19 protein-coding genes are annotated in these 17,964 nt (G+C 33.0%); 7 read left to right on the plus strand and 12 right to left on the minus strand.

Annotation, left to right across the window (positions count from 1 at the left end; translation table 11 throughout):
• Nucleotide 1 precedes the first annotated feature (1 nt).
• Together Q0783_RS17415 and Q0783_RS17420 are read right to left on the minus strand one after the other, a co-directional pair.
• Nucleotides 2-535, minus strand: coding sequence for a hypothetical protein (locus Q0783_RS17415; RefSeq protein ID WP_298897272.1), 534 nt, complete (start codon nt 533-535; stop codon nt 2-4).
• 282 nt (nt 536-817) lie between these two features.
• A complete protein-coding gene (locus tag Q0783_RS17420; RefSeq protein ID WP_298897274.1) occupies nt 818-1,615 on the minus strand; it encodes a nucleotidyltransferase domain-containing protein in 798 nt (265 codons plus the stop codon).
• Nucleotides 1,616-2,165: 550 nt separating this feature from the next.
• Here Q0783_RS17420 and Q0783_RS17425 point away from each other — a divergent pair.
• The 4 genes from Q0783_RS17425 (at nt 2,166) to Q0783_RS17440 (ending at nt 4,948) form a co-directional block, all read left to right on the plus strand.
• Nucleotides 2,166-3,029, plus strand: coding sequence for an RNA polymerase sigma factor RpoD/SigA (locus Q0783_RS17425; RefSeq protein WP_298897277.1), 864 nt, complete (start codon nt 2,166-2,168; stop codon nt 3,027-3,029).
• A 28-nt stretch (nt 3,030-3,057) separates the two neighbouring features.
• Entirely contained in the window at nt 3,058-3,300 is a 243-nt protein-coding gene (locus Q0783_RS17430) for a cold shock domain-containing protein (protein WP_366915448.1), read from the plus strand.
• A gap of 102 nt (nt 3,301-3,402) precedes the next feature.
• The gene (locus Q0783_RS17435) at nt 3,403-3,963 is read left to right on the plus strand and encodes an AraC family transcriptional regulator (RefSeq protein ID WP_298897280.1); all 561 of its coding nucleotides are present in this window, start codon (nt 3,403-3,405) and stop codon (nt 3,961-3,963) included.
• An 808-nt stretch (nt 3,964-4,771) separates the two neighbouring features.
• Nucleotides 4,772-4,948: a hypothetical protein gene (locus Q0783_RS17440; protein WP_298897282.1), complete on the plus strand. Its 177-nt coding sequence runs from the start codon at nt 4,772-4,774 to the stop codon at nt 4,946-4,948.
• Between the two features lie 169 nt (nt 4,949-5,117).
• On the opposite strand, the gene Q0783_RS17445 is transcribed toward Q0783_RS17440, so the two are convergent.
• The 10 genes from Q0783_RS17445 to Q0783_RS17490 all read right to left on the minus strand — a co-directional run bounded on the left by Q0783_RS17445 (nt 5,118) and on the right by Q0783_RS17490 (nt 14,750).
• Nucleotides 5,118-6,182, minus strand: coding sequence for a hypothetical protein (locus tag Q0783_RS17445; RefSeq protein WP_298897284.1), 1,065 nt, complete (start codon nt 6,180-6,182; stop codon nt 5,118-5,120).
• Between the two features lie 162 nt (nt 6,183-6,344).
• On the minus strand, nt 6,345-7,982 hold the full coding sequence (locus Q0783_RS17450; RefSeq protein WP_298897286.1) for a T9SS type A sorting domain-containing protein: 1,638 nt from the start codon (nt 7,980-7,982) through the stop codon (nt 6,345-6,347).
• 126 nt (nt 7,983-8,108) lie between these two features.
• Nucleotides 8,109-8,531 carry a hypothetical protein gene (locus Q0783_RS17455; protein WP_298897288.1) on the minus strand — a complete coding sequence of 141 codons (423 nt, stop codon included), beginning with the start codon at nt 8,529-8,531 and terminating at the stop codon, nt 8,109-8,111.
• 64 nt (nt 8,532-8,595) lie between these two features.
• A complete protein-coding gene (locus Q0783_RS17460) occupies nt 8,596-9,156 on the minus strand; it encodes an N-acetyltransferase (protein ID WP_298897290.1) in 561 nt (186 codons plus the stop codon).
• A gap of 4 nt (nt 9,157-9,160) precedes the next feature.
• Nucleotides 9,161-9,952: an alpha/beta hydrolase gene (locus Q0783_RS17465; RefSeq protein WP_298897293.1), complete on the minus strand. Its 792-nt coding sequence runs from the start codon at nt 9,950-9,952 to the stop codon at nt 9,161-9,163.
• 169 nt (nt 9,953-10,121) lie between these two features.
• The gene (locus Q0783_RS17470) at nt 10,122-10,556 is read right to left on the minus strand and encodes a hypothetical protein (RefSeq protein ID WP_298897295.1); all 435 of its coding nucleotides are present in this window, start codon (nt 10,554-10,556) and stop codon (nt 10,122-10,124) included.
• A 260-nt stretch (nt 10,557-10,816) separates the two neighbouring features.
• Nucleotides 10,817-11,350, minus strand: coding sequence for a hypothetical protein (locus Q0783_RS17475; RefSeq protein WP_298897297.1), 534 nt, complete (start codon nt 11,348-11,350; stop codon nt 10,817-10,819).
• 239 nt (nt 11,351-11,589) lie between these two features.
• A complete protein-coding gene (locus Q0783_RS17480; protein ID WP_298897299.1) occupies nt 11,590-11,970 on the minus strand; it encodes a hypothetical protein in 381 nt (126 codons plus the stop codon).
• Complete coding sequence (locus Q0783_RS17485; RefSeq protein WP_298897301.1) at nt 11,967-12,422, minus strand: DUF2750 domain-containing protein; 456 nt, start codon at nt 12,420-12,422, stop codon at nt 11,967-11,969. The genes Q0783_RS17480 and Q0783_RS17485 overlap by 4 nt, the downstream gene beginning before the upstream one ends.
• A gap of 165 nt (nt 12,423-12,587) precedes the next feature.
• Nucleotides 12,588-14,750, minus strand: coding sequence for a hypothetical protein (locus Q0783_RS17490; RefSeq protein ID WP_298897303.1), 2,163 nt, complete (start codon nt 14,748-14,750; stop codon nt 12,588-12,590).
• Nucleotides 14,751-14,901: 151 nt separating this feature from the next.
• Here Q0783_RS17490 and Q0783_RS17495 point away from each other — a divergent pair, with 151 nt between their 5' ends.
• The 3 genes from Q0783_RS17495 to pxpA are packed head-to-tail and all read left to right on the plus strand — an operon-like array spanning nt 14,902 to nt 17,964.
• Nucleotides 14,902-16,023, plus strand: a complete 1,122-nt coding sequence (locus Q0783_RS17495) for a DUF2891 domain-containing protein (protein ID WP_298897305.1) — start codon at nt 14,902-14,904, stop codon at nt 16,021-16,023.
• Nucleotides 16,016-17,230 (plus strand): Nramp family divalent metal transporter, encoded by a 1,215-nt coding sequence (locus Q0783_RS17500; protein WP_298897307.1) that lies wholly within the window; start codon nt 16,016-16,018, stop codon nt 17,228-17,230. The genes Q0783_RS17495 and Q0783_RS17500 overlap by 8 nt, the downstream gene beginning before the upstream one ends.
• Nucleotides 17,230-17,964 carry a 5-oxoprolinase subunit PxpA gene (gene pxpA / locus Q0783_RS17505; RefSeq protein ID WP_298897309.1) on the plus strand — a complete coding sequence of 245 codons (735 nt, stop codon included), beginning with the start codon at nt 17,230-17,232 and terminating at the stop codon, nt 17,962-17,964. The genes Q0783_RS17500 and pxpA overlap by 1 nt, the downstream gene beginning before the upstream one ends.

Below are 17,964 nucleotides of genomic sequence, written 5' to 3' on the forward strand. Positions count from 1 at the left end.
ATTATTTATATCCGAACATTGATGCGATTCCAGCGCCAAAATTAAAAACCAGCCTTTGAAATTTCCAAGGTATGTAAGGGAAGTAGGAATCAAATTGCTTCATCAATATCAAACTATAAAAAGGGTTGTATGGAATATTTCTTTTATTGATTTTTCCTTTACCAGCAAGTTCATATGTCATTCGAATACCTTTTTCTATATTTCTAGGAGGGTAAATTTCAGCAATGAATTTCACCTCTTCATTAGTGTCATTCCAGAAGCTATGAAGCACAAATTTATCTACAGTTACTTTATTGTGATTAGGTGTTAAAACGAGATGTTCTTTACCTACATTCAAATTTAATTCTCCAAAAATAACTTTAAATGTTTCTGTTTGAAAAGCGTGAAAGTGCTTCGGGCTTTTAGCCCAAGAGGATTTGGGTGATAATGTCATAATGAATTCAGATATGCGTCCTTCAGTTCCTTTGTCGGTTTGAATAAATTCAATGCTGTCTCCTGTTGCTTTATTTCTTATTATTTCAGGAGAGTCGTTCATACTAATAATTATCTACAACGTGTTCGTGTATGGTTTACCTTCGGTGATTATTTTCCCTAGTTCGTTTTTGTTAACGTCATTTTTTCAAAATGCCGAACAAAAATCTACTAGCTTTAATAGTTGTTGAGTAGGCTAGGACTAAGTTAGTAAATAGAAAACGAATTAGAGGAAAATCTGTAGGATTTTGCTAGCGCCAGTTCGCTACGCTTGTGTCCGAGTACACACAGAACAAGCAATTAGCTATACACGTTATTGGCATTTCGTTGTTCGTTTTCTTATATACTACCAATCCTCAAGGGGTGATTTGTTATCTCTCCAGGACCATTCTACATCTTCCATAAACCATCGAAAAGCTTCAATGTCAGTTACATTCCAATTCCTAAATCCTCGGATGTTTTCGAACAGCCGACTAGCATTTTCCACAGTAGGCTGGCTTAAAACCTGATTCATTTCTTTGATCAGGTTCTTGGGTTTAGCATTACATTTTGACAAATATTCGTAAAACCACTTATGATATGGGAAAAATACGCGATTGTATGTGAGAATCAACCTTCCGGCAAATAGGACAAGCTGTGATGCGGCTCGGCTTTTCGTATAAATGTTACCATGCCGCTCTGCTTCACCCATTAGCCAATTTTGAATAAAGGTCATCGAATAGAATTTTCGTATTTTTTGGTCTCGGTCAGCTTCTGGGTATTGCTGGATAGAATGGATGATGCTAGCCAGTTTATCTACTTTTGAAAAAGCTATGATTGCTTGATCAAATGCCGATCGGGTGGGTTCATTTCCTCTGTCAACAACTTGCCTGAGGTAATGCATATCGATGACTTTTCCATCCACAAAGCCACCGGGATAATCTGTCAAGTCTGTTCGGTTGATAAAAAAGTCTCCTACTTTTTGTCGATTTATAAATTCTTCATCTGCAGCAACCATCATAAAATCGATATCTGAATCCGGCCTGGCGCATCCTTTGGCAACAGATCCGCCGATGATTAAAGCCTTAAACCGCTTATCGTTCTGGTATTCTTTCACAAGGTTATTGATTGCACGCTGGTGATGAGGCAAGATATTAGTGTTCATAGTTTTCAAATTTATATTGCTCAATTTTCTCTCGCTTGCAATGAATGCTAACGTGTTCGTGTATGGTTATTTATGTTGGCTAGGTCTAAGATAGTAAAAGGGAACTAACCATTAGGAAAATTCGCAGGATTTTCTGAGTACAAGCTGTACTAGTCGTTAATTATACACGGTGTTACCTACAGTTTATTTCAGTATTGGCTTTCAGTTTCTAAATCAGTTTAATATTAGATCCTATTCATTCAATACTGTATTTTCGAAACGTTTAATATAATTCTTAAGACTCATCATTTTTGAACCTAAAATAGTTGAGCTTGCTTAAATTTAATTTGTACGTTTTGATATTTTCTGAAAATAAAAGTGACTTACTCATATTAATCCATTAATAAGACGTTTCTTTACTCAGATTGCATAATATTTACTTATGACTTTCCTTCCTAACCAGATTTGTTACTAGGTTATTTTGTGGTTAATTTATGCTTTTCATGACAAAAGTTCCTTTGAGAATGGTGGCTCATTATTATTCGGACGATTCAATAAAACCTTGTTTTAAATGAAATCACTTAAAATAATTGAGCAAATTACAATTAGAAATGAAGATTCACTTAATAAATACTTAAATGATATTAGTAAAATTAGCTTAATATCATTAGAAAGAGAAGTTGAGTTAGCAATACAAATCAAAGCAGGTAATAAACTTGCTTTAGATGAACTCACAAAAGCTAATTTAAGATTCGTAGTATCAGTTGCGAAACAGTATCAAAATAAGGGGTTGTCACTTCCTGATTTAATAAATGAAGGCAATTTAGGTTTGTTAAAAGCTGCTAAGCGATTTGATGAAACTCGTGGGTTTAAATTTATATCTTATGCCGTATGGTGGATTAGACAAGGTATAGTACAATCTTTATCAGAAAACTCAAGAATGGTTAGGTTGCCACTAAATAAGATAGGTGTTATTAACAAAATAAAAAAAGCAGTAACTTTTTTTGAACAAAAACAAGGCCGTAAGCCTACTTCATATGAAATTTCTAAAATTATTGAAGTATCTGTTGAAGAGGTGGATATTTGCATTAAGAGTTCAGCATATGGTGTTTCTATAGACGCGCCTTTATCTCCAGAAACAGATATTAATATGCAAAATATTATTATTACAGATATGTATCCTCCACCAGATAATGTGTTATTATTAGACTCGCTCCATACAGACTTAGTAGCTGTACTGAATTCTCTATCAGAGAGAGAATCAGACATCATTAAGCTTCATTATGGTATAGGTTTTGAATCGTCAATGACCTTAGTAGAAATAGCTCAGTTATTTGGAATAACGAGAGAACGAGTTAGACAAATCAAAGAGTCAGCGATATTTAGAATCAAAAACTCAAACAAATCTCATCTATTAATAAAATATTTGGGTTAATAATAGTTATTAATTAAAACTAGAAATTATGGTAAAAAGATTTATAAATAAATTAATTAAAACTAATAAAGAAACAATTATGAAAGAAGGTACAGTAAAATTTTTCAATAACGCCAAAGGGTTTGGTTTTATTACAGTAAAAGACTCTGAAGAAGAAATATTCGTTCATACATCAAATCTTATAGATCAAATAAAAGAGAACGATAATGTAACATTCGATGTGGAAAAAGGCGAAAAAGGCTTAAGCGCTATAAAAGTAAGTGTAGTTTAATTTACCTAAGTCTAAAAAGAAAAAACCATCTATTAAGATGGTTTTCTTGTATAATCAACCTAAATTATATAAAAGAAATTAAGATTGTAAAGTTATAGTATAATGAAATTATATATCAAGTACATGGTAAGTTTAAGGTGCAAGCTTATGGTAAAACATGAATTAGAGGAACTAGGATTACATTATATAATTGTTGAACTTGGTATGATTGAAATAAAAGAAGATATTTCCGAACCTCAAAGACAAGAACTAAAATCAAATTTAGCTAAGTCAGGTTTAGAATTATTAGATGATAAAAAAAGCATTCTAGTTGATAAGATAAAAAACATAATTATAGAAATGATTCATTATTCTGATGAAATACCAAAAACTAATTATTCAGATTATATTGCAGGAAAATTGGACTATGATTATACATATTTATCAAATCTTTTTTCTGAAGTTAAAGGAATCACTATTCAACATTTTATTATTAAGCATAAAATTGAAAGGGCAAAAGAGTTGATTCTTTATAACGAACTTAATCTCACCGAAATTGCTTTTAAACTGAATTATAGTAGTACAGCACATTTATCTAATCAATTTAAAAAAGTGACAGGTCATACAGCTTCTTACTACAAAAAAATAGGTAAAAAAAGAAAACGTAATCTTGAAAATTTATAAAATGAATAATTACTCTGTAAGATAAAAGAATGTATTATTTCTCATTATTATAAAATCAGTATTATGTGTAACTAAATGAAATAAGTATGTAACTAAAGTAGAGCAATTCATTACCATATTTGTGTTGCTATTAATCAATTAGGGAAGTCCAAGTAATAAGTTTATTTGGCATTAGAAAGCAGACTAATCAGTCTGCTTTTTAAATTTATACCACTAAGACAATCTGTGATGTATGCAACTTATTTAGTTTTTATTATAACATAATAAAGGATATTTATATTAACTTAAGGCAAACACATTAAATAATTAAAAACAATGTCTAGAGAGGAAAAAGGGAAACAAAAAAATGGAAAAACTCCAGCGGCTAAAACCGCCAAAGAAAAAAGAGCAGCCAAAATTTTGAAGAGAAATTTAAAAAAACATTCAGAATAGAAAAGGAAGATGAAAAATGGTGAGTTTGAGGAAAACGTTACATTTAACCTGTCTGATATAGTACAATATATTTCTAATAATATTGTTGTTAAAAATATATTGGTTAGAAATACGTGTGTCATTCAAGTATTGCTCTTTGATTTCGGGAAAGTTCAGGTATATAAAAAGTCACCGTTCTCTAGATTTATTTATATAATCGAAGGGAAAGCCGAAGTCGTTATTAATAATAATTCTACATTTTTGCAAAAGGGCAGTTCAATCCTTATTCCAGGTACGGTTAACAGTTCAATTGAGGCTAACCAACCGTTTAAAATGATTTGTACTACAATTAAGAATGATTAGGAAAATATGCAAAAATTAAAATTTAAAAATCATCATGGAAAATAAATTTAAATCAGGTGACATAGTCTGTGCGAAAGTTAATCCAAAAACGCCTTTAAAGGTTAGAGTTTTTGCTCGTAAAGTTTACTATTGTGATGTGTTAGATCAGCCAGATGAAAAAGAAAAAGTTTACTTTGAAAGAGAAATCAAATTATATAGTACTAAGAATTAAGTTTTTATTTAACTTTTTTCGGAAATGTTGGGTAACGTGTTTGTGTATGATTAGTTGCGGAAAAGAACGTACGTTATTTTCCGCTAGATTTGATTTTCATTAAAAGTAGGAATTTTTCTTTTGCTTAACCAGCTTCGCAATGAATTATACACGTTGTTAGCAATCGATTTTATTCTACATCCCATTTTGCGCCAATTTTTAGAGTTGGATCATACGGAGGAACAGAAGTAGGGATAAATCTTTGACTACCTAAATAATATTTTTTTTCACTTGGATTATAGACTATTCCATGATATTCATAATTAGGGCCATCAGGTGGATTCTGGTTTTCAATTTGTATAAATTTTATAGGAGCTTGAACAATTTCTCCCTTTATATTATATTCTCCAGGAACGAATACTCTTATTCCTTTTGTTGGATCATCTGCATTTAAAACAGTGAATGCAAGCTGACTATCACCTCGTCCGATTCTGTCTCCTTTGGCTTTTATCTTCCTTGCTGCCGAAACCATAGCTCCACCAACGATTGCGCCACCTCCTTTAAAATCTTTAGATAAAGCAGCACCATCTGGACTACAACCGATCCAAGTAGAGTAATCATGAGAATTTATGATTGGCTTTGCTGTCCCATCTACATAGACTCCGCTAAAGAGCATGTGAAAAATATCTCTTAATTCTATACCATTTTGACAAGACCTTATTTGACATCCATCTAAAATTCCTTCATGTGCATCTCCGCCTAGATACTTTAAGGCAGTATTACATTGACCGAACCACAAATCCCTAAAAACTGTATTGTTCGAATTTCTTTGATTGTTTGAACCAGAAACCTCAATCCCAGTTTTCCAATACAAAAAACGAACATTAGAAACTCTTAATCCATTAGACCAACAAAGGATTCCTATTCCAGAACCAGTGTCATTTTCTGGATTATATATAGTAGGGTCTCCTAATATATCTAAGTCACGAATTGTGGACAATGTTGAATCAAATTTTGGTTCAGGACGATTTGGGTCATTTATACTATAATCTTCTCCAATTTTTAGACAGTTTCCTTCTCCTTTAAATTGTAATACTGAACCTTGCCCCTCTAAAATAATACGACGCCTAATCCAAATGGTTTCATTGATTTCAAATACTCTATTAGGAGCAAGCTTGACTAATTTTCTACCTAAGAAATCTGGCGCTTTCTCAATAGCAGTAATTAATTCTTCTGTTGTGTGTATTTCACTCATATTCCTTATTTATTGATTGCCAACTCGTTATATAGAGATAAATATACGCGTTTTTAGGGTCTATACTCCCATAAACAGGACCTTTTGTTCCCGTTTACAAATTTATAATACCGCGAATTCTAATTATTTCGTAAAACTATATTAAAGATGGATTCAACGGGTTTATTGTTTTATAAACCGGAATATGGCTTGAGTATCTAAAGCATTAACTTTTACAAAATAAATCCCACTAGCAATTGCTCTTACATCAATAGCTGTGTCTGTTGATGTTAAAACTAATTGCCCACTCACTGAATAAAATGCAATGCTCTTAATTGTATTGGGTTCAATGTTTTTTAAAAAAACCAACGATGCACTCGGATTGGGATACAATAGGATGCGCTCTTGAGGAAAGTCGCTAACAGATAAAGCCGATAGGTTTTCAAATGCACCTATATCCAACGTATTTACAACCTGTTTGGCAACACTATTGGTGTGCATAACATATTCATTCAACAGATCATGATCTGGAAGATGAATGGACGGAATTGCACTGCCTGCATCAATTAATAAAGATGTGTCTTGTAAGTTAAAATCTTGATTATTAAAATCTACAAATAATGGCTCTGAGCCCGTTAGATTATTACCTTGATCGTTTACTGTACCCGATCCACTGTGTGAATCTACCCAATTTGTTTTGATCCAATTGTAATAACTATTTATAGTCCCATCACCATTAATCATCGCCATACTACTCCCATTATTGGACGTATATATAATATTATTAAAACTGTGCATGGTTTCATCCTGAGTGGAAAGTCGAGCTAGAGTTGTATTAGAGTTTCTTGTAGATATCACTGTATTATTATAAAAATAAAAATCACCTTTTCTATATTGTGAGGTGGTTCCATTATCTCCTCCATAATGGATGATTTGAGAGTTTCCTGCACCATTAGGTTCTATGAGAATGTTACCATAAACATAAGTTGTAGAATACGAAGGATCGTTATACAATGCTGATGTACCAGATTCGACAAGATCCAGTTGACGATTTCCGCTTTCAATCCAATTGTATCTAACTACTAGTCCGGCCGACCTATCTTTAAGGTTGTTACCATTGGCACCAGCTCTTAAAGGACCAAATCTATTGTATTCGTAAGTAATTCCTAGAGCTTCTGTATAGGTGTTGTGCTCAAAAATACTTCCGACGATTCCATTATCGTATATGTAATTATTGGCAATGAGAATATCTTTTGACTGTCCATTATTAGCACCAATAAAGATACCATTCCCAGAATCGTAAATAATGCAGTCTCTAATAATGATATGCTCACCTTTTTCTATATAAATGGAAGCAGCATTACTAGCATAGGTGTCTGTTTGACCATTATCTGTGGTAAAGGTGTAGGCAGGTCTTACAGATCGTAGTTCTAAATTCTCTATAGTAATATAGCTTGGTAAACCATCTGAAGGCACACTAGAACCACCTATTTTTATGAGTCCTCTTACTTCATTCCAATAATTTAAATAGGTAGGAGTGACGGCTCCATTTCCGTCAATTATAGGTTTTTGTCCGCTAGGACCACTCACACCAATAATTTCAATTCTATTTTGTGCGGTACCTTGAGCATTTATGACCCATTTTTCATAATAAGGCGTGCTTTTCCAGTGGATATATATTTTATCTCCAGCTTGTAATGCATCCCAAGGCACTTCGGAAATATTAGTTAGAGGTTGTCCAGGACCAACGTGATAGTCGGTTGCAGAAATAATATTAAACGACAATAGGGAAAACAAGACTATAGTGTAATAGGTTTTCATAAGACACAGATTTGGGTTCGATAAAGCTAAATGATTGTAGGTCAATCACTTTATTGATCTAATATAAAGAATTCAAGGGTATTAACAAAATTGTATTGAATTATGATTTACGCTTATAAATTATTTTTAGTCCTTTGAGAATCCGTTTTTATATTTTGTATACTTAAATTTTCCGCTTCCTAGTTGTCCATAATCTCCCAAGTCGACAATCCAATAATCTCCACCACTTCTATAATTCCATTTTCCGCTTTCAATTTCGTGATCATTATTAATTACTGAATACGTATTATCTTCTTTTAGTTTTATTATGCAGGATTTACACTCATAATAATCGGTTAAATAATATGTTCCAACATATAGTAATTCTGATTCTCTATTGTTTTGATATTGACTGTAACTAAAAAGCATTAGAGGTATTGAAGAAATGAGCAAGTAAATAAAGCCATTCCATTTCTTTTTTCGTTTAATAAACACAATAAAAGTCAGAATGATTGGAATAGTTAATATCCCATAAATTCCGAAAATAATAAGTTCGCCTAATGCCGACATAATTCTTTTATAACTTATGGCGTTTGGTCAAATGTTATACAACGGTCTCTACTTTGCACAGTAATTATTTTAGTGTCTTTCTCATTACATAATAACCATCATACTCTTTGTGCAATTTGAAACCGTTTCTTTTATATAATTCTATGGGACCTTTAAAATTACTCGCGCTCGATTTTCCTTTCCTTGGATATGATTCAATATAATCATAGTCTGTATTTGAATAATCCGCAATAACTTTTTCAAGAATCTTTTGGGATATCCCTTGCCTTCTGTAATCAGGATGTATTAAAAAACAAACAACAGAACACACTTTATCATCAGGATTATCAATCAAATCATAGTCTCTCAATAACCTTTGATAATTTAATCTGTCGTTTGCATTGCACCATCCAATTGGGTTATCATTTTCAAAAATCAAATAACCTTGCAGCTCATTTTCATTGATACGATTAATTATCAAAGAACGACTAGTATCACGCGTACATGTTTCTACATCTCCAAGGAAATGATAGTCATTACAATAGCATTTTGACCAATCAGGGTTTTCTTTGTGGACCATATTATCAAAGAGAAACAGGTAATCCTCTTTTAAATCTTTAGTCAAAGGTTTTATTTCAATATTCATTGTATTATTTTTTTGACAAAAAAGTTTTTGATTTTATTATAAATTCATCTTTGGTTTCACCTTCGTGAGCTCCATGTGCTACATTTGGTAATATCCAAAGGTCAGATTTGGGTAGATTTTTCCTAACGCGAACCACTTCTTCTAAATCCATACCTTCATCATTATCACCTATCATGATTAATACCTCAGGTTTTATGCTTTGTAACTCTTCATCACTTACTTTGATAGTATAATTTTTAAACTGATTCATCATTGCTTTTATGTGCTCATCTCCATCGTGTGATATCTTTAGCCAAGGAAAATCATTTCGGTTTTCAAAAGTAAAAGCTTTTAAATATTCAGGAAAATCATTGATTGTCCATGTTCCAACTGCACCTATAGTTATCATAGATTCTATTAGAGATGGATTGATTAAAGCTAGTTGATAAAGCACATCTCCACCAAAACTAAATCCAATGGCTTTGATTTTTTCCAATTGCAAATATTGAATTAAGGAGTTAAGGTCTTGGGCAACAGATTTTATAGATAAATCCTCCTTAAATGGCTCTGATTTCCCATGTCCTGTTAAATCAATTAAATATACTTCATGCTCTTTTGTATACTCTTTTACATAAGGTTTCCATGATTTAGAGGATTGTGTATAACCATGTAATAAAAGTAAAGGTTTCCCTTTTCCATAAACTTCGTAATACAGATTTTTTCCATTTACAGAAACGGATCCGGATTTTTTAGGCGTTTGAGATAAAATGTTATTTGACATTAAAAGAAAGGTGATTAAAGTAGTAATTTTTATCATTTTATTCAGTTGTTGGTTTTTGAATAGTGCAGCTAACGTGTTTGTTTATGGATAGTTACGTTGGTTAGAACTAATTTAGTAAAAGAAAACGAACCAGATGAAAATCCGTTGAGTTTTGCGAGTGCAAGCGGAACTAGCAATTAGTTATACACGTTGTTGGCAACTGGGTTTATTCCAAGTAAAAACTATGCTCTTCTTGATTAGATTCAATTAAATTAATTAGCCTATTTGTTGGTTCAATTATTTGTCCATCTTTATTCCAAAATCTCCATTTTTCTGGATCAGTAGTATTTTCTACGTATGTAAATTCGCAACCACTACCACTTGTACTATCACTTACTTTAATAACCGTGTCATATTCCCCTTCCGCAATTTTAATATTGTCTTTGGTTTTAAATGTCCAAGTGCCAATCCGATAAGAATAGTTTACTTCTGTACCAACAGCTCCGCAAAATGTATAGGATGCGTCTTTTTTCTTTCCAACAGCTTTAATAGAGTAAAAGCCTTTTTTTGATTCAGATGACTTTTTATTTTCAGTTTTACAACTAAAAAATAAACTTACAACGAGTAGAGATAAGATTATTATATTCAAATTATTATTCATTACGATTCTGTTTGTCATCTTGTTGCCAACGTGTTCGTGTATGGTTTACCTTCGGTGATTATTTTCCCTAGTTCGTTTTTGTTAACGTCATTTTTTCAAAATGCCGAACAAAAATCTACTAGCTTTAATAGTTGTTGCGTTGGCTAGGTCTAAGATAATAAAAGGGAACGAACCGTTAGGGAAATCCGCAGGATTTTCCGAGTAAGTTATAATCAAACAATTGATTATAGACGTTGTTAGCAAATCGTTTTTATATTCCGTTATTCTTTTAATAGGTCTACAAATATATTATCAGTCCAAGCTTTGGTATCAATTGTGAAATAGTTCCTGTTTAAAAGCAATTCATCTGGTAGTGAATCCATTTTGATAAACCGTAAATCCATAATGTGCCCTTCAAAGCTATAGTTTTCATAGTTTTTATACTCAAATTCAATCGTATTTTTATCAGTATAAATTTCTTTTACGTACACAGAATCTTTTTCTTTTTGTAAATACACGAAGGTCACATTTCTTGAGTCTATCCTTGAATCAGGAATACTGTCAGCAGGTGAGAAAAATTTAATTTCGCCTTTAAATATTGAGTCTGTTTCTTTTTGTCTATCAATTTTGTAAGTAAAAAAACTACTTCTAGAACTATCAATCACTCCATTTTTATAATATTTCGAAGTATTCCAAAATGTGTCATGTTCCTTAGTTACATAAGCCTCGAATTCAGCTGTCAATTCATTTTCATTACCTTGTTGTATTGTAATCCTTTGATAACGCTTTGTAGTGTCAGTTTTCGTTTTATTCACATCTGCTTTTTCGACAATTTTTTCCGATGTCTTTTTGCACGCGATTATGCATAAAAAAAATAGAATAAATATGATTTGGGATTGTTTCATCAAATGTTTGCTAACGTGCTTATGTATGATTTGTGCGGCTGAGAATCCACAGGATTTTCAGATGTAGCAAATCAGATAGTTAAATATATCAAATTTTCATTGAAGTAGGAGTAAAGCATGAATTATACACGTTGTTACCTGCTGGCTTTTTAATTCAGTTCAATTTTTATTGTTTTACTCTCAATATCAATTTCAATCCATTCAGCTTGAGATTCCAAATCAGGAATGCACTCTGTTAAATCCATTTCTTTGGCATATTTGCTCAATGCTTTTTGTCCGAAATTAATTATCGCTTTAAATTCTGTTTGTCCAGTTTTTCCAAGCCACGCTTTAGTTTCTATCTTTCGCTTGTCATTAACGTGTTTTTTAGTCAGCTGATTTTCAGTTGGAAACCAGGAAATTCCATCACACCAAAACCCTTTTAATTCTGGGTCAGTCGATTTTTCTAATTCATTACAAATCCTGAACTCTAATTTAGTGCAGAATTTCTCATTAAAAGGTGTTTCTATCTTTTGTTCCACTTTTTTCATTCAGTTACTTTTTTGACTTGTTTTTCCAAGTCTACAATTCCATTAAACTTTCTAAAGTTCAATTCTTTTCCGATTGATTTTAATTCATTAATTAACTCTATAATCAATTCCAATGGTTCAGTTTCGTATCCAAATAGATTTTGGTCAAATTGAGTTCCGATTAGTAGTTCGTCATTTGCCATTCCAATACACCAGTTTTCCATAAATTCAGATAGTGAAATTTCAGTCACTTCATATTTTTTCCATTCGTCTTTAGCACAAGATTTAGCTCTTACCTTTTCTGACCAAAAGCATATCATTCCAATTGGATTTCCATCGTCGTCCTCATATTGAGTTGAACTAGATGTGGCGAATCCACTTTTACTTTTCAAACCGTAAACTATCTCCGTTTCAGATACAGTTTTTATGAATTTCAGATGTCGGTTTTTCAGTGTTATTGAATCTTGGAACATAGTTTGTTTAGCTTGCAGGTAACTCGTTATATGGAGATAAATATACGCGTTTTTGGGTCTATGTTCCCGTAATCAGGACATTTTGTTCCTGTTTACAGATTTAAGAGTTCATATTTTCTTAGTCATTAAATATGGCAAATAGATAGAGAAGATTGACTGAGTTAGTTAATCCTTATCCTTTACATAATAATTGTTAGTCTCATCAGCCAGTCGATCCCATGTCATGGTCTCGGTATTAAATGAATAGGGTACAGACGCAAGCCTACCTTCGTCAGTCGTTTCAAAGGTCATCAACGTTCCTAATTTTGTATTGTTCATATAGGTATTCTCCGAAATTGGTAGGAGCTCTACCTTTGGCAAGTTCACATTCTCTTCCTTACGTTTATAATAAAACTTTCCATTTTCAACCCAAAACTTGCGTGGACCATAACTGCCTTCAAAATGTTTGTTCTGAAGCTGTAACGAATCGGGAGTCATTGCTTTTCTGTATTGTAAATGTTTAACTATGTTTTTGAGATAAGCGTGTTCTGGATTTTCTTTTACCGCGATTTCATATAACTTCTCGGCGTCCTCTAAATTACCTTCATCAAAAGCACTGTGTGCATCGAGTATACTTTGGTCTTCTTTCCAATACCAAGTGGAAACAGAGTTTTTATAATCATGTTGTGCATTTTTCATAGCAATTACTTTCCCTGAACTATTGTAAACTAAATCATATCGCCATGTTCTACTGTTTATAAATCCACCAACAATAGATTTTGGTCCAGCAAGAAGTAAAGGCGCCATACTCTGGTTTTTGACATATCTTATAATTCTGTCATTTTCAATCCATAGATCGAGCGTTTGTTCATTGTAATCATAGCGATAACGACCAACAAAATCTTTATAGAGTTCTGTGTCTAGCTTGTTTTTTATTAGGTAGGCAATAGCAGTGTCATAAACTTGCCATCGGTTTTCATAGCCTGGATGAAGTGTTTTAATGTCCTTTAATAGGTTTTTAGCCTCTGTGAACTTCCCTTTAAATAATAAAGGTTGCAATTTAAATATGCTTAACGAAGGATTAATAATTTCATATTTTTTAATCTCAGCGATCAGTCGGTCATCATCACCTCTTACCATTGATGCTACAGCAAGGTTAATACCGTTATCAGGATTTGGTTCGTTTGTAAATAGGCGTTCTGTAGTTTCTAAATATTTATTGGTTTGACGTGTTTCGCCATAAATGGCGTATAGCACCTGATTATAGAAGTCGTTGTTTGGGTCGACTTCAAGTTGAAGCTTTACCTGTTCTTCGGCTAAATCATAATTTTCATAAGCGAGATTACGCTGTATATTGACTTCTAGTTGTCGTTGTAGTGGTAGTTTGTTTCTGTGAGCGAAAGCTTTGTCTGCAATATCTTGAGTTTCTAATTTCCCACGATTAAAACGCAATGCACGTTTGGCGTCTTCTAAATAAGCCATTGCAAACCGATTGTCTATAGATGTGGCTTTGTCATAATTTCCATGGATAAATTCTTTTAGAGCCTCCATAGAATTACTCATAAATTCGTTAATTGGAAAATCCAAATACTTGAGTGTATTGGATTCTACAAAACCAGACTGGTTGGTTATAAATACGCTAATGTCGTCAAGTAGCACAAGTAAATTTGGTCCTTTAAATGTTTGCTCTTTTAAGGTTTTTCCATTGGTAGATTTTTTTATGAATGTTTTAATTTCATAATCATCACCTATTTTATTAAACGTACCATCTACATAAAAGTCATAGAACAAACTGGCCTCTTTAATCTTGGATGTTGTATTTGAGATGTCAGCGAAATCTGGACTCAAACTTTTGTTTTGCGTCAGATCTTGATATAGTAGTCTGCCAATACCATAACGTAACCATTCTTGAGAGTCATCATTGGTCAAATTTTCAAATGCAAAAATCGGAATACCTATTCTAAACTCTTCTTTTGTGATTGTTTTGCTTTCTGTTTGTCCGCTTTCATTTGTATATTTTATTTCCTTGGTGGTTGCACCTAAGTCACTATTTCCAAAGCCAAAATAGACGACGATGCATAGGATAACTATATTTAAAGGGAAGAGTATTTTCTCGCGAAGCTTTAATATGCGTTTATTAATGCGTTCTTGGTGATACAGATAAATAGCAAGAGAAGGAATGATGCCAATAAATAACCAAAGTAAAACATCAACCCAATGAGGAGAAATATTATATCGATTTAAAACCCAATCTACAAATTGTAAAAAGGTCCAAGCGGCAACAAGGTAAGCTGCTAGAATTTTTAAGGTCTTAATCCATTTCTTTTGTCTTTTTGGCTCTGTAGACATTGTTCAGATGTTTAATAGCTAATTAAAAATATGATTTCAATTTACAAGTAAATATAAGCACTATTCATAAAATTCATAGGTATAGTTTTTAAAAGTTAATAAAACGAACATTTTAATTGTATTTTTACTTGACTAACCCATACCTTTTTAAATGAAATCTTATAGTTTGCTATTCGTTCTGCTGTTATGCTTTTTTAGTTGTAATACTTCGGAAAAAAATACTACTGAAACCTCTGAAGTAAAACCAAAAATTGAACAAGCACAGGTTCCAACAATTGATTTAGAGCAAGCCAATCGCTTAGCACAATTGCCTATTCATTGTATTCAAACCGAATATCCAAATAAACTCAATCAAACAATTGGGAGTGATGCCGATTTGCAATCACCTCAAGATTTACATCCAGCCTTTTATGGATGCTTTGATTGGCATTCGGCTGTTCATGGTCATTGGAGTCTCGTGAGCTTATTAAAACAATTTCCTGAGTTAGAGTCTGCTGAGCAATCAAAAAAAATGTTGCTTGACAATATGTCTGAGGCAAATATCAAAGCTGAGGTAGCATATTTCTTCGGAAAATATAATGGAACATATGAGCGCACCTATGGTTGGGCTTGGCTTTTAAAATTGGCTGAAGAGTTGCATACATGGGATGATCCTATCGCAAGAGCATTGGAAGCTAATCTACAACCGCTAACCGATTTAATTGTGAACAAATATCTAGAATTCTTGCCCAAACTGAATTATCCAATTCGCGTAGGTGAACATCCTAATACGGCTTTCGGACTCTCATTTGCATACGATTATGCTAAAACCGTTGGACATGAACCTTTAAAGTCTATAATCGAGCAACGCGCAAAAGATTTCTATAGTAATGATGCTGATTGTCCGCTATCTTGGGAGCCAAGTGGTTTTGATTTTTTGTCACCTTGTCTTGAAGAAGCAGCTTTAATGAAACGTGTATTGCCAACAGAAGATTTTAAAACTTGGGCTAACTCATTTCTTCCACAATTAAAAGATAATACTTTCAGTATTGAAACTGGAAAAGTAAGCGATAGAACAGATGGAAAACTAGTACACTTAGATGGTGTGAATTTTTCAAGAGCATGGAGTTTAAATGAAATTGCTCGCGATTTACCAGAATACAATCATCTTAAAAACATAGCCAATCAGCACATTAATTATTCGTTGCCAAGTATTGTTGGTGATAGCTATGAAGGCGGACACTGGCTAGGGAGTTTTGCGATTTATGCTTTAAATTCTGTAGATCGTGATTAAGAGTTGGTTTAAAAATATTGGTCCAGGGCCTCTGGTTGCTGCAGCTTTTATTGGGCCAGGAACGGTGACCGTTTGCACACTTGCTGGTGTCAATTTTGGATTTTCACTGCTTTGGGCAATGCTATTGTCAATTTTTGCAACAATTGTTTTACAGGAAATGTCGGCACGTTTAGGTATTGTATCCCAAAAAGGGTTGTCGGAAGTGATTAGAACTGAAATTAAAAACCCGTTGTTTAGGACTTTGGCTATCATTTTAATTTTGTCGGCAATAGTTGTTGGGAATGCCGCATATGAAGCAGGGAATATAAGCGGTAGTGTATTAGGTCTAGAAGCATTATTTGGAAGCTCATCATTTAATTCGAGTGCTGTATACAGCGTGATAATTGGCGTTATTGCTTTTGTGTTACTGTTTATAGGAAATTATAAAGTTTTAGAGAAAGCATTAATCACTTTAGTGATTTTAATGAGTTTAGCCTTTTTAATTACTGCGATAGTTACAAAGCCTAACATAACTGAGATATTTAGAGGGTTATTTATACCAAAGTTTTCAGGAGAAAGTGTATTGACAGTCATTGCATTGGTAGGAACAACAGTGGTTCCTTATAATTTATTTCTTCATGCGGCTTTGGTAAAAGAAAAATGGAAAAAAGAATCCGACCTAAAATTTGCTCGAAAAGATACCATTATTGCTGTTGTTCTGGGAGGAATAGTTTCGATGAGTATTATTATTTCAGCTGCAGCAATAAAAACGTATGAAGTTAATGGAGCAGTAGATCTTGCTAAAGGTTTAGAACCTTTGTTTGGCGATTTTGCATCCTATTTTTTATCGATTGGTTTATTTGCCGCTGGTATTACTAGTGCCATTACGGCGCCTTTGGCAGCAGCTTATGTTGCTTCTGGATGTTTAGGATGGAAGTCAGATATGAAATCTGTTCGTTTTAGAGCGGTTTGGATGTTTATTCTAGGTTTAGGTGTGTTATTTTCATCTGTAGGGTTTAAATCCATAGAAATTATAAAGTTCGCTCAAGTGGCTAATGGCTTATTACTGCCTATTATTGCTGGCTTTTTAATTTGGATCATGAATAAATCATCGATTCTTGGTAAGCATAAGAATTCGGTTCTGCAAAATGGTCTCGGAATCATTATTTTCGGAATAGCGTTGTTCTTAGGTGTAAAGAGTATTCTAAAAGTGTTTAATCTATTGTAATGATTCTAGTAGATATCAATTGTGATTTGGGCGAAGGTATTGGTAATGAAGATTTACTTATGCCTTTAATTTCTTCATGTAATATTGCTTGTGGTGGTCATGCAGGAGATAAGGCTACAATGAGTTTTGTTGCTGATTTGGCTCGAAAATTTAAAGTCAAAATTGGAGCACACCCTTCATTTCCAGATAGAGATAACTTTGGCCGAAAGGAAATGAACATGTCTGATGAAGCACTCTATAACACTCTATATGATCAAATAAAGAGCTTAAAAAGAATCCTAGACAAAAAACAGCTTAGTTTGCATCATGTTAAACCACATGGCGCATTGTATAATAGGGTTTCAGCAAACAAAGAAGTAGCGAAGGTCGTTGTTAATGTGATTAGAGATATTGATAAGAGCTTGATTTTATATGCGCCTTATAAATCGGTTATTGCAGAAATCGCTTCTCAAGTAGGATTGCAAGTCAAGTTTGAAGCTTTTGCTGATAGAAATTATAACCAAGACTTGACTTTAGTGTCAAGGCGCAAAGAAAATGCATTAATCCATGATGCGGAAGTCATGTTTCAGCAAGTTAGTCAGATTGTTTTAGACGAAAAAGTGACAGTTATAAATGGAGTAGAAGTAGCCTTAAAAGCAGATACGTTTTGCGTGCATGGAGACGGGAAAAATGTAGTCCAAAACTTAGAGTATTTGATTCATAGATTGAAGCAAAATAATATCGAAATTACTTAA

Origin of the sequence: uncultured Psychroserpens sp. (genome assembly GCF_947500255.1) — a bacterium.
GTDB lineage: Bacteria > Bacteroidota > Bacteroidia > Flavobacteriales > Flavobacteriaceae > Psychroserpens.

Coding starts and splice junctions, on each gene's coding strand:
- Q0783_RS17455 (WP_298897288.1), bottom strand. CDS start 8,531: ATGTCGGCATTAGGCGAACTTATTATTTTCGGAATTTATGGGATATTA.
- Q0783_RS17480 (WP_298897299.1), bottom strand. CDS start 11,970: ATGAAAAAAGTGGAACAAAAGATAGAAACACCTTTTAATGAGAAATTC.
- Q0783_RS17435 (WP_298897280.1), top strand. CDS start 3,403: ATGAAATTATATATCAAGTACATGGTAAGTTTAAGGTGCAAGCTTATG.
- Q0783_RS17440 (WP_298897282.1), top strand. CDS start 4,772: ATGGAAAATAAATTTAAATCAGGTGACATAGTCTGTGCGAAAGTTAAT.
- Q0783_RS17465 (WP_298897293.1), bottom strand. CDS start 9,952: ATGATAAAAATTACTACTTTAATCACCTTTCTTTTAATGTCAAATAAC.
- pxpA (WP_298897309.1), top strand. CDS start 17,230: ATGATTCTAGTAGATATCAATTGTGATTTGGGCGAAGGTATTGGTAAT.
- Q0783_RS17470 (WP_298897295.1), bottom strand. CDS start 10,556: ATGAATAATAATTTGAATATAATAATCTTATCTCTACTCGTTGTAAGT.
- Q0783_RS17430 (WP_366915448.1), top strand. CDS start 3,058: ATGGTAAAAAGATTTATAAATAAATTAATTAAAACTAATAAAGAAACA.
- Q0783_RS17425 (WP_298897277.1), top strand. CDS start 2,166: ATGAAATCACTTAAAATAATTGAGCAAATTACAATTAGAAATGAAGAT.
- Q0783_RS17485 (WP_298897301.1), bottom strand. CDS start 12,422: ATGTTCCAAGATTCAATAACACTGAAAAACCGACATCTGAAATTCATA.
- Q0783_RS17490 (WP_298897303.1), bottom strand. CDS start 14,750: ATGTCTACAGAGCCAAAAAGACAAAAGAAATGGATTAAGACCTTAAAA.
- Q0783_RS17445 (WP_298897284.1), bottom strand. CDS start 6,182: ATGAGTGAAATACACACAACAGAAGAATTAATTACTGCTATTGAGAAA.
- Q0783_RS17495 (WP_298897305.1), top strand. CDS start 14,902: ATGAAATCTTATAGTTTGCTATTCGTTCTGCTGTTATGCTTTTTTAGT.
- Q0783_RS17450 (WP_298897286.1), bottom strand. CDS start 7,982: ATGAAAACCTATTACACTATAGTCTTGTTTTCCCTATTGTCGTTTAAT.
- Q0783_RS17460 (WP_298897290.1), bottom strand. CDS start 9,156: ATGAATATTGAAATAAAACCTTTGACTAAAGATTTAAAAGAGGATTAC.
- Q0783_RS17415 (WP_298897272.1), bottom strand. CDS start 535: ATGAACGACTCTCCTGAAATAATAAGAAATAAAGCAACAGGAGACAGC.
- Q0783_RS17420 (WP_298897274.1), bottom strand. CDS start 1,615: ATGAACACTAATATCTTGCCTCATCACCAGCGTGCAATCAATAACCTT.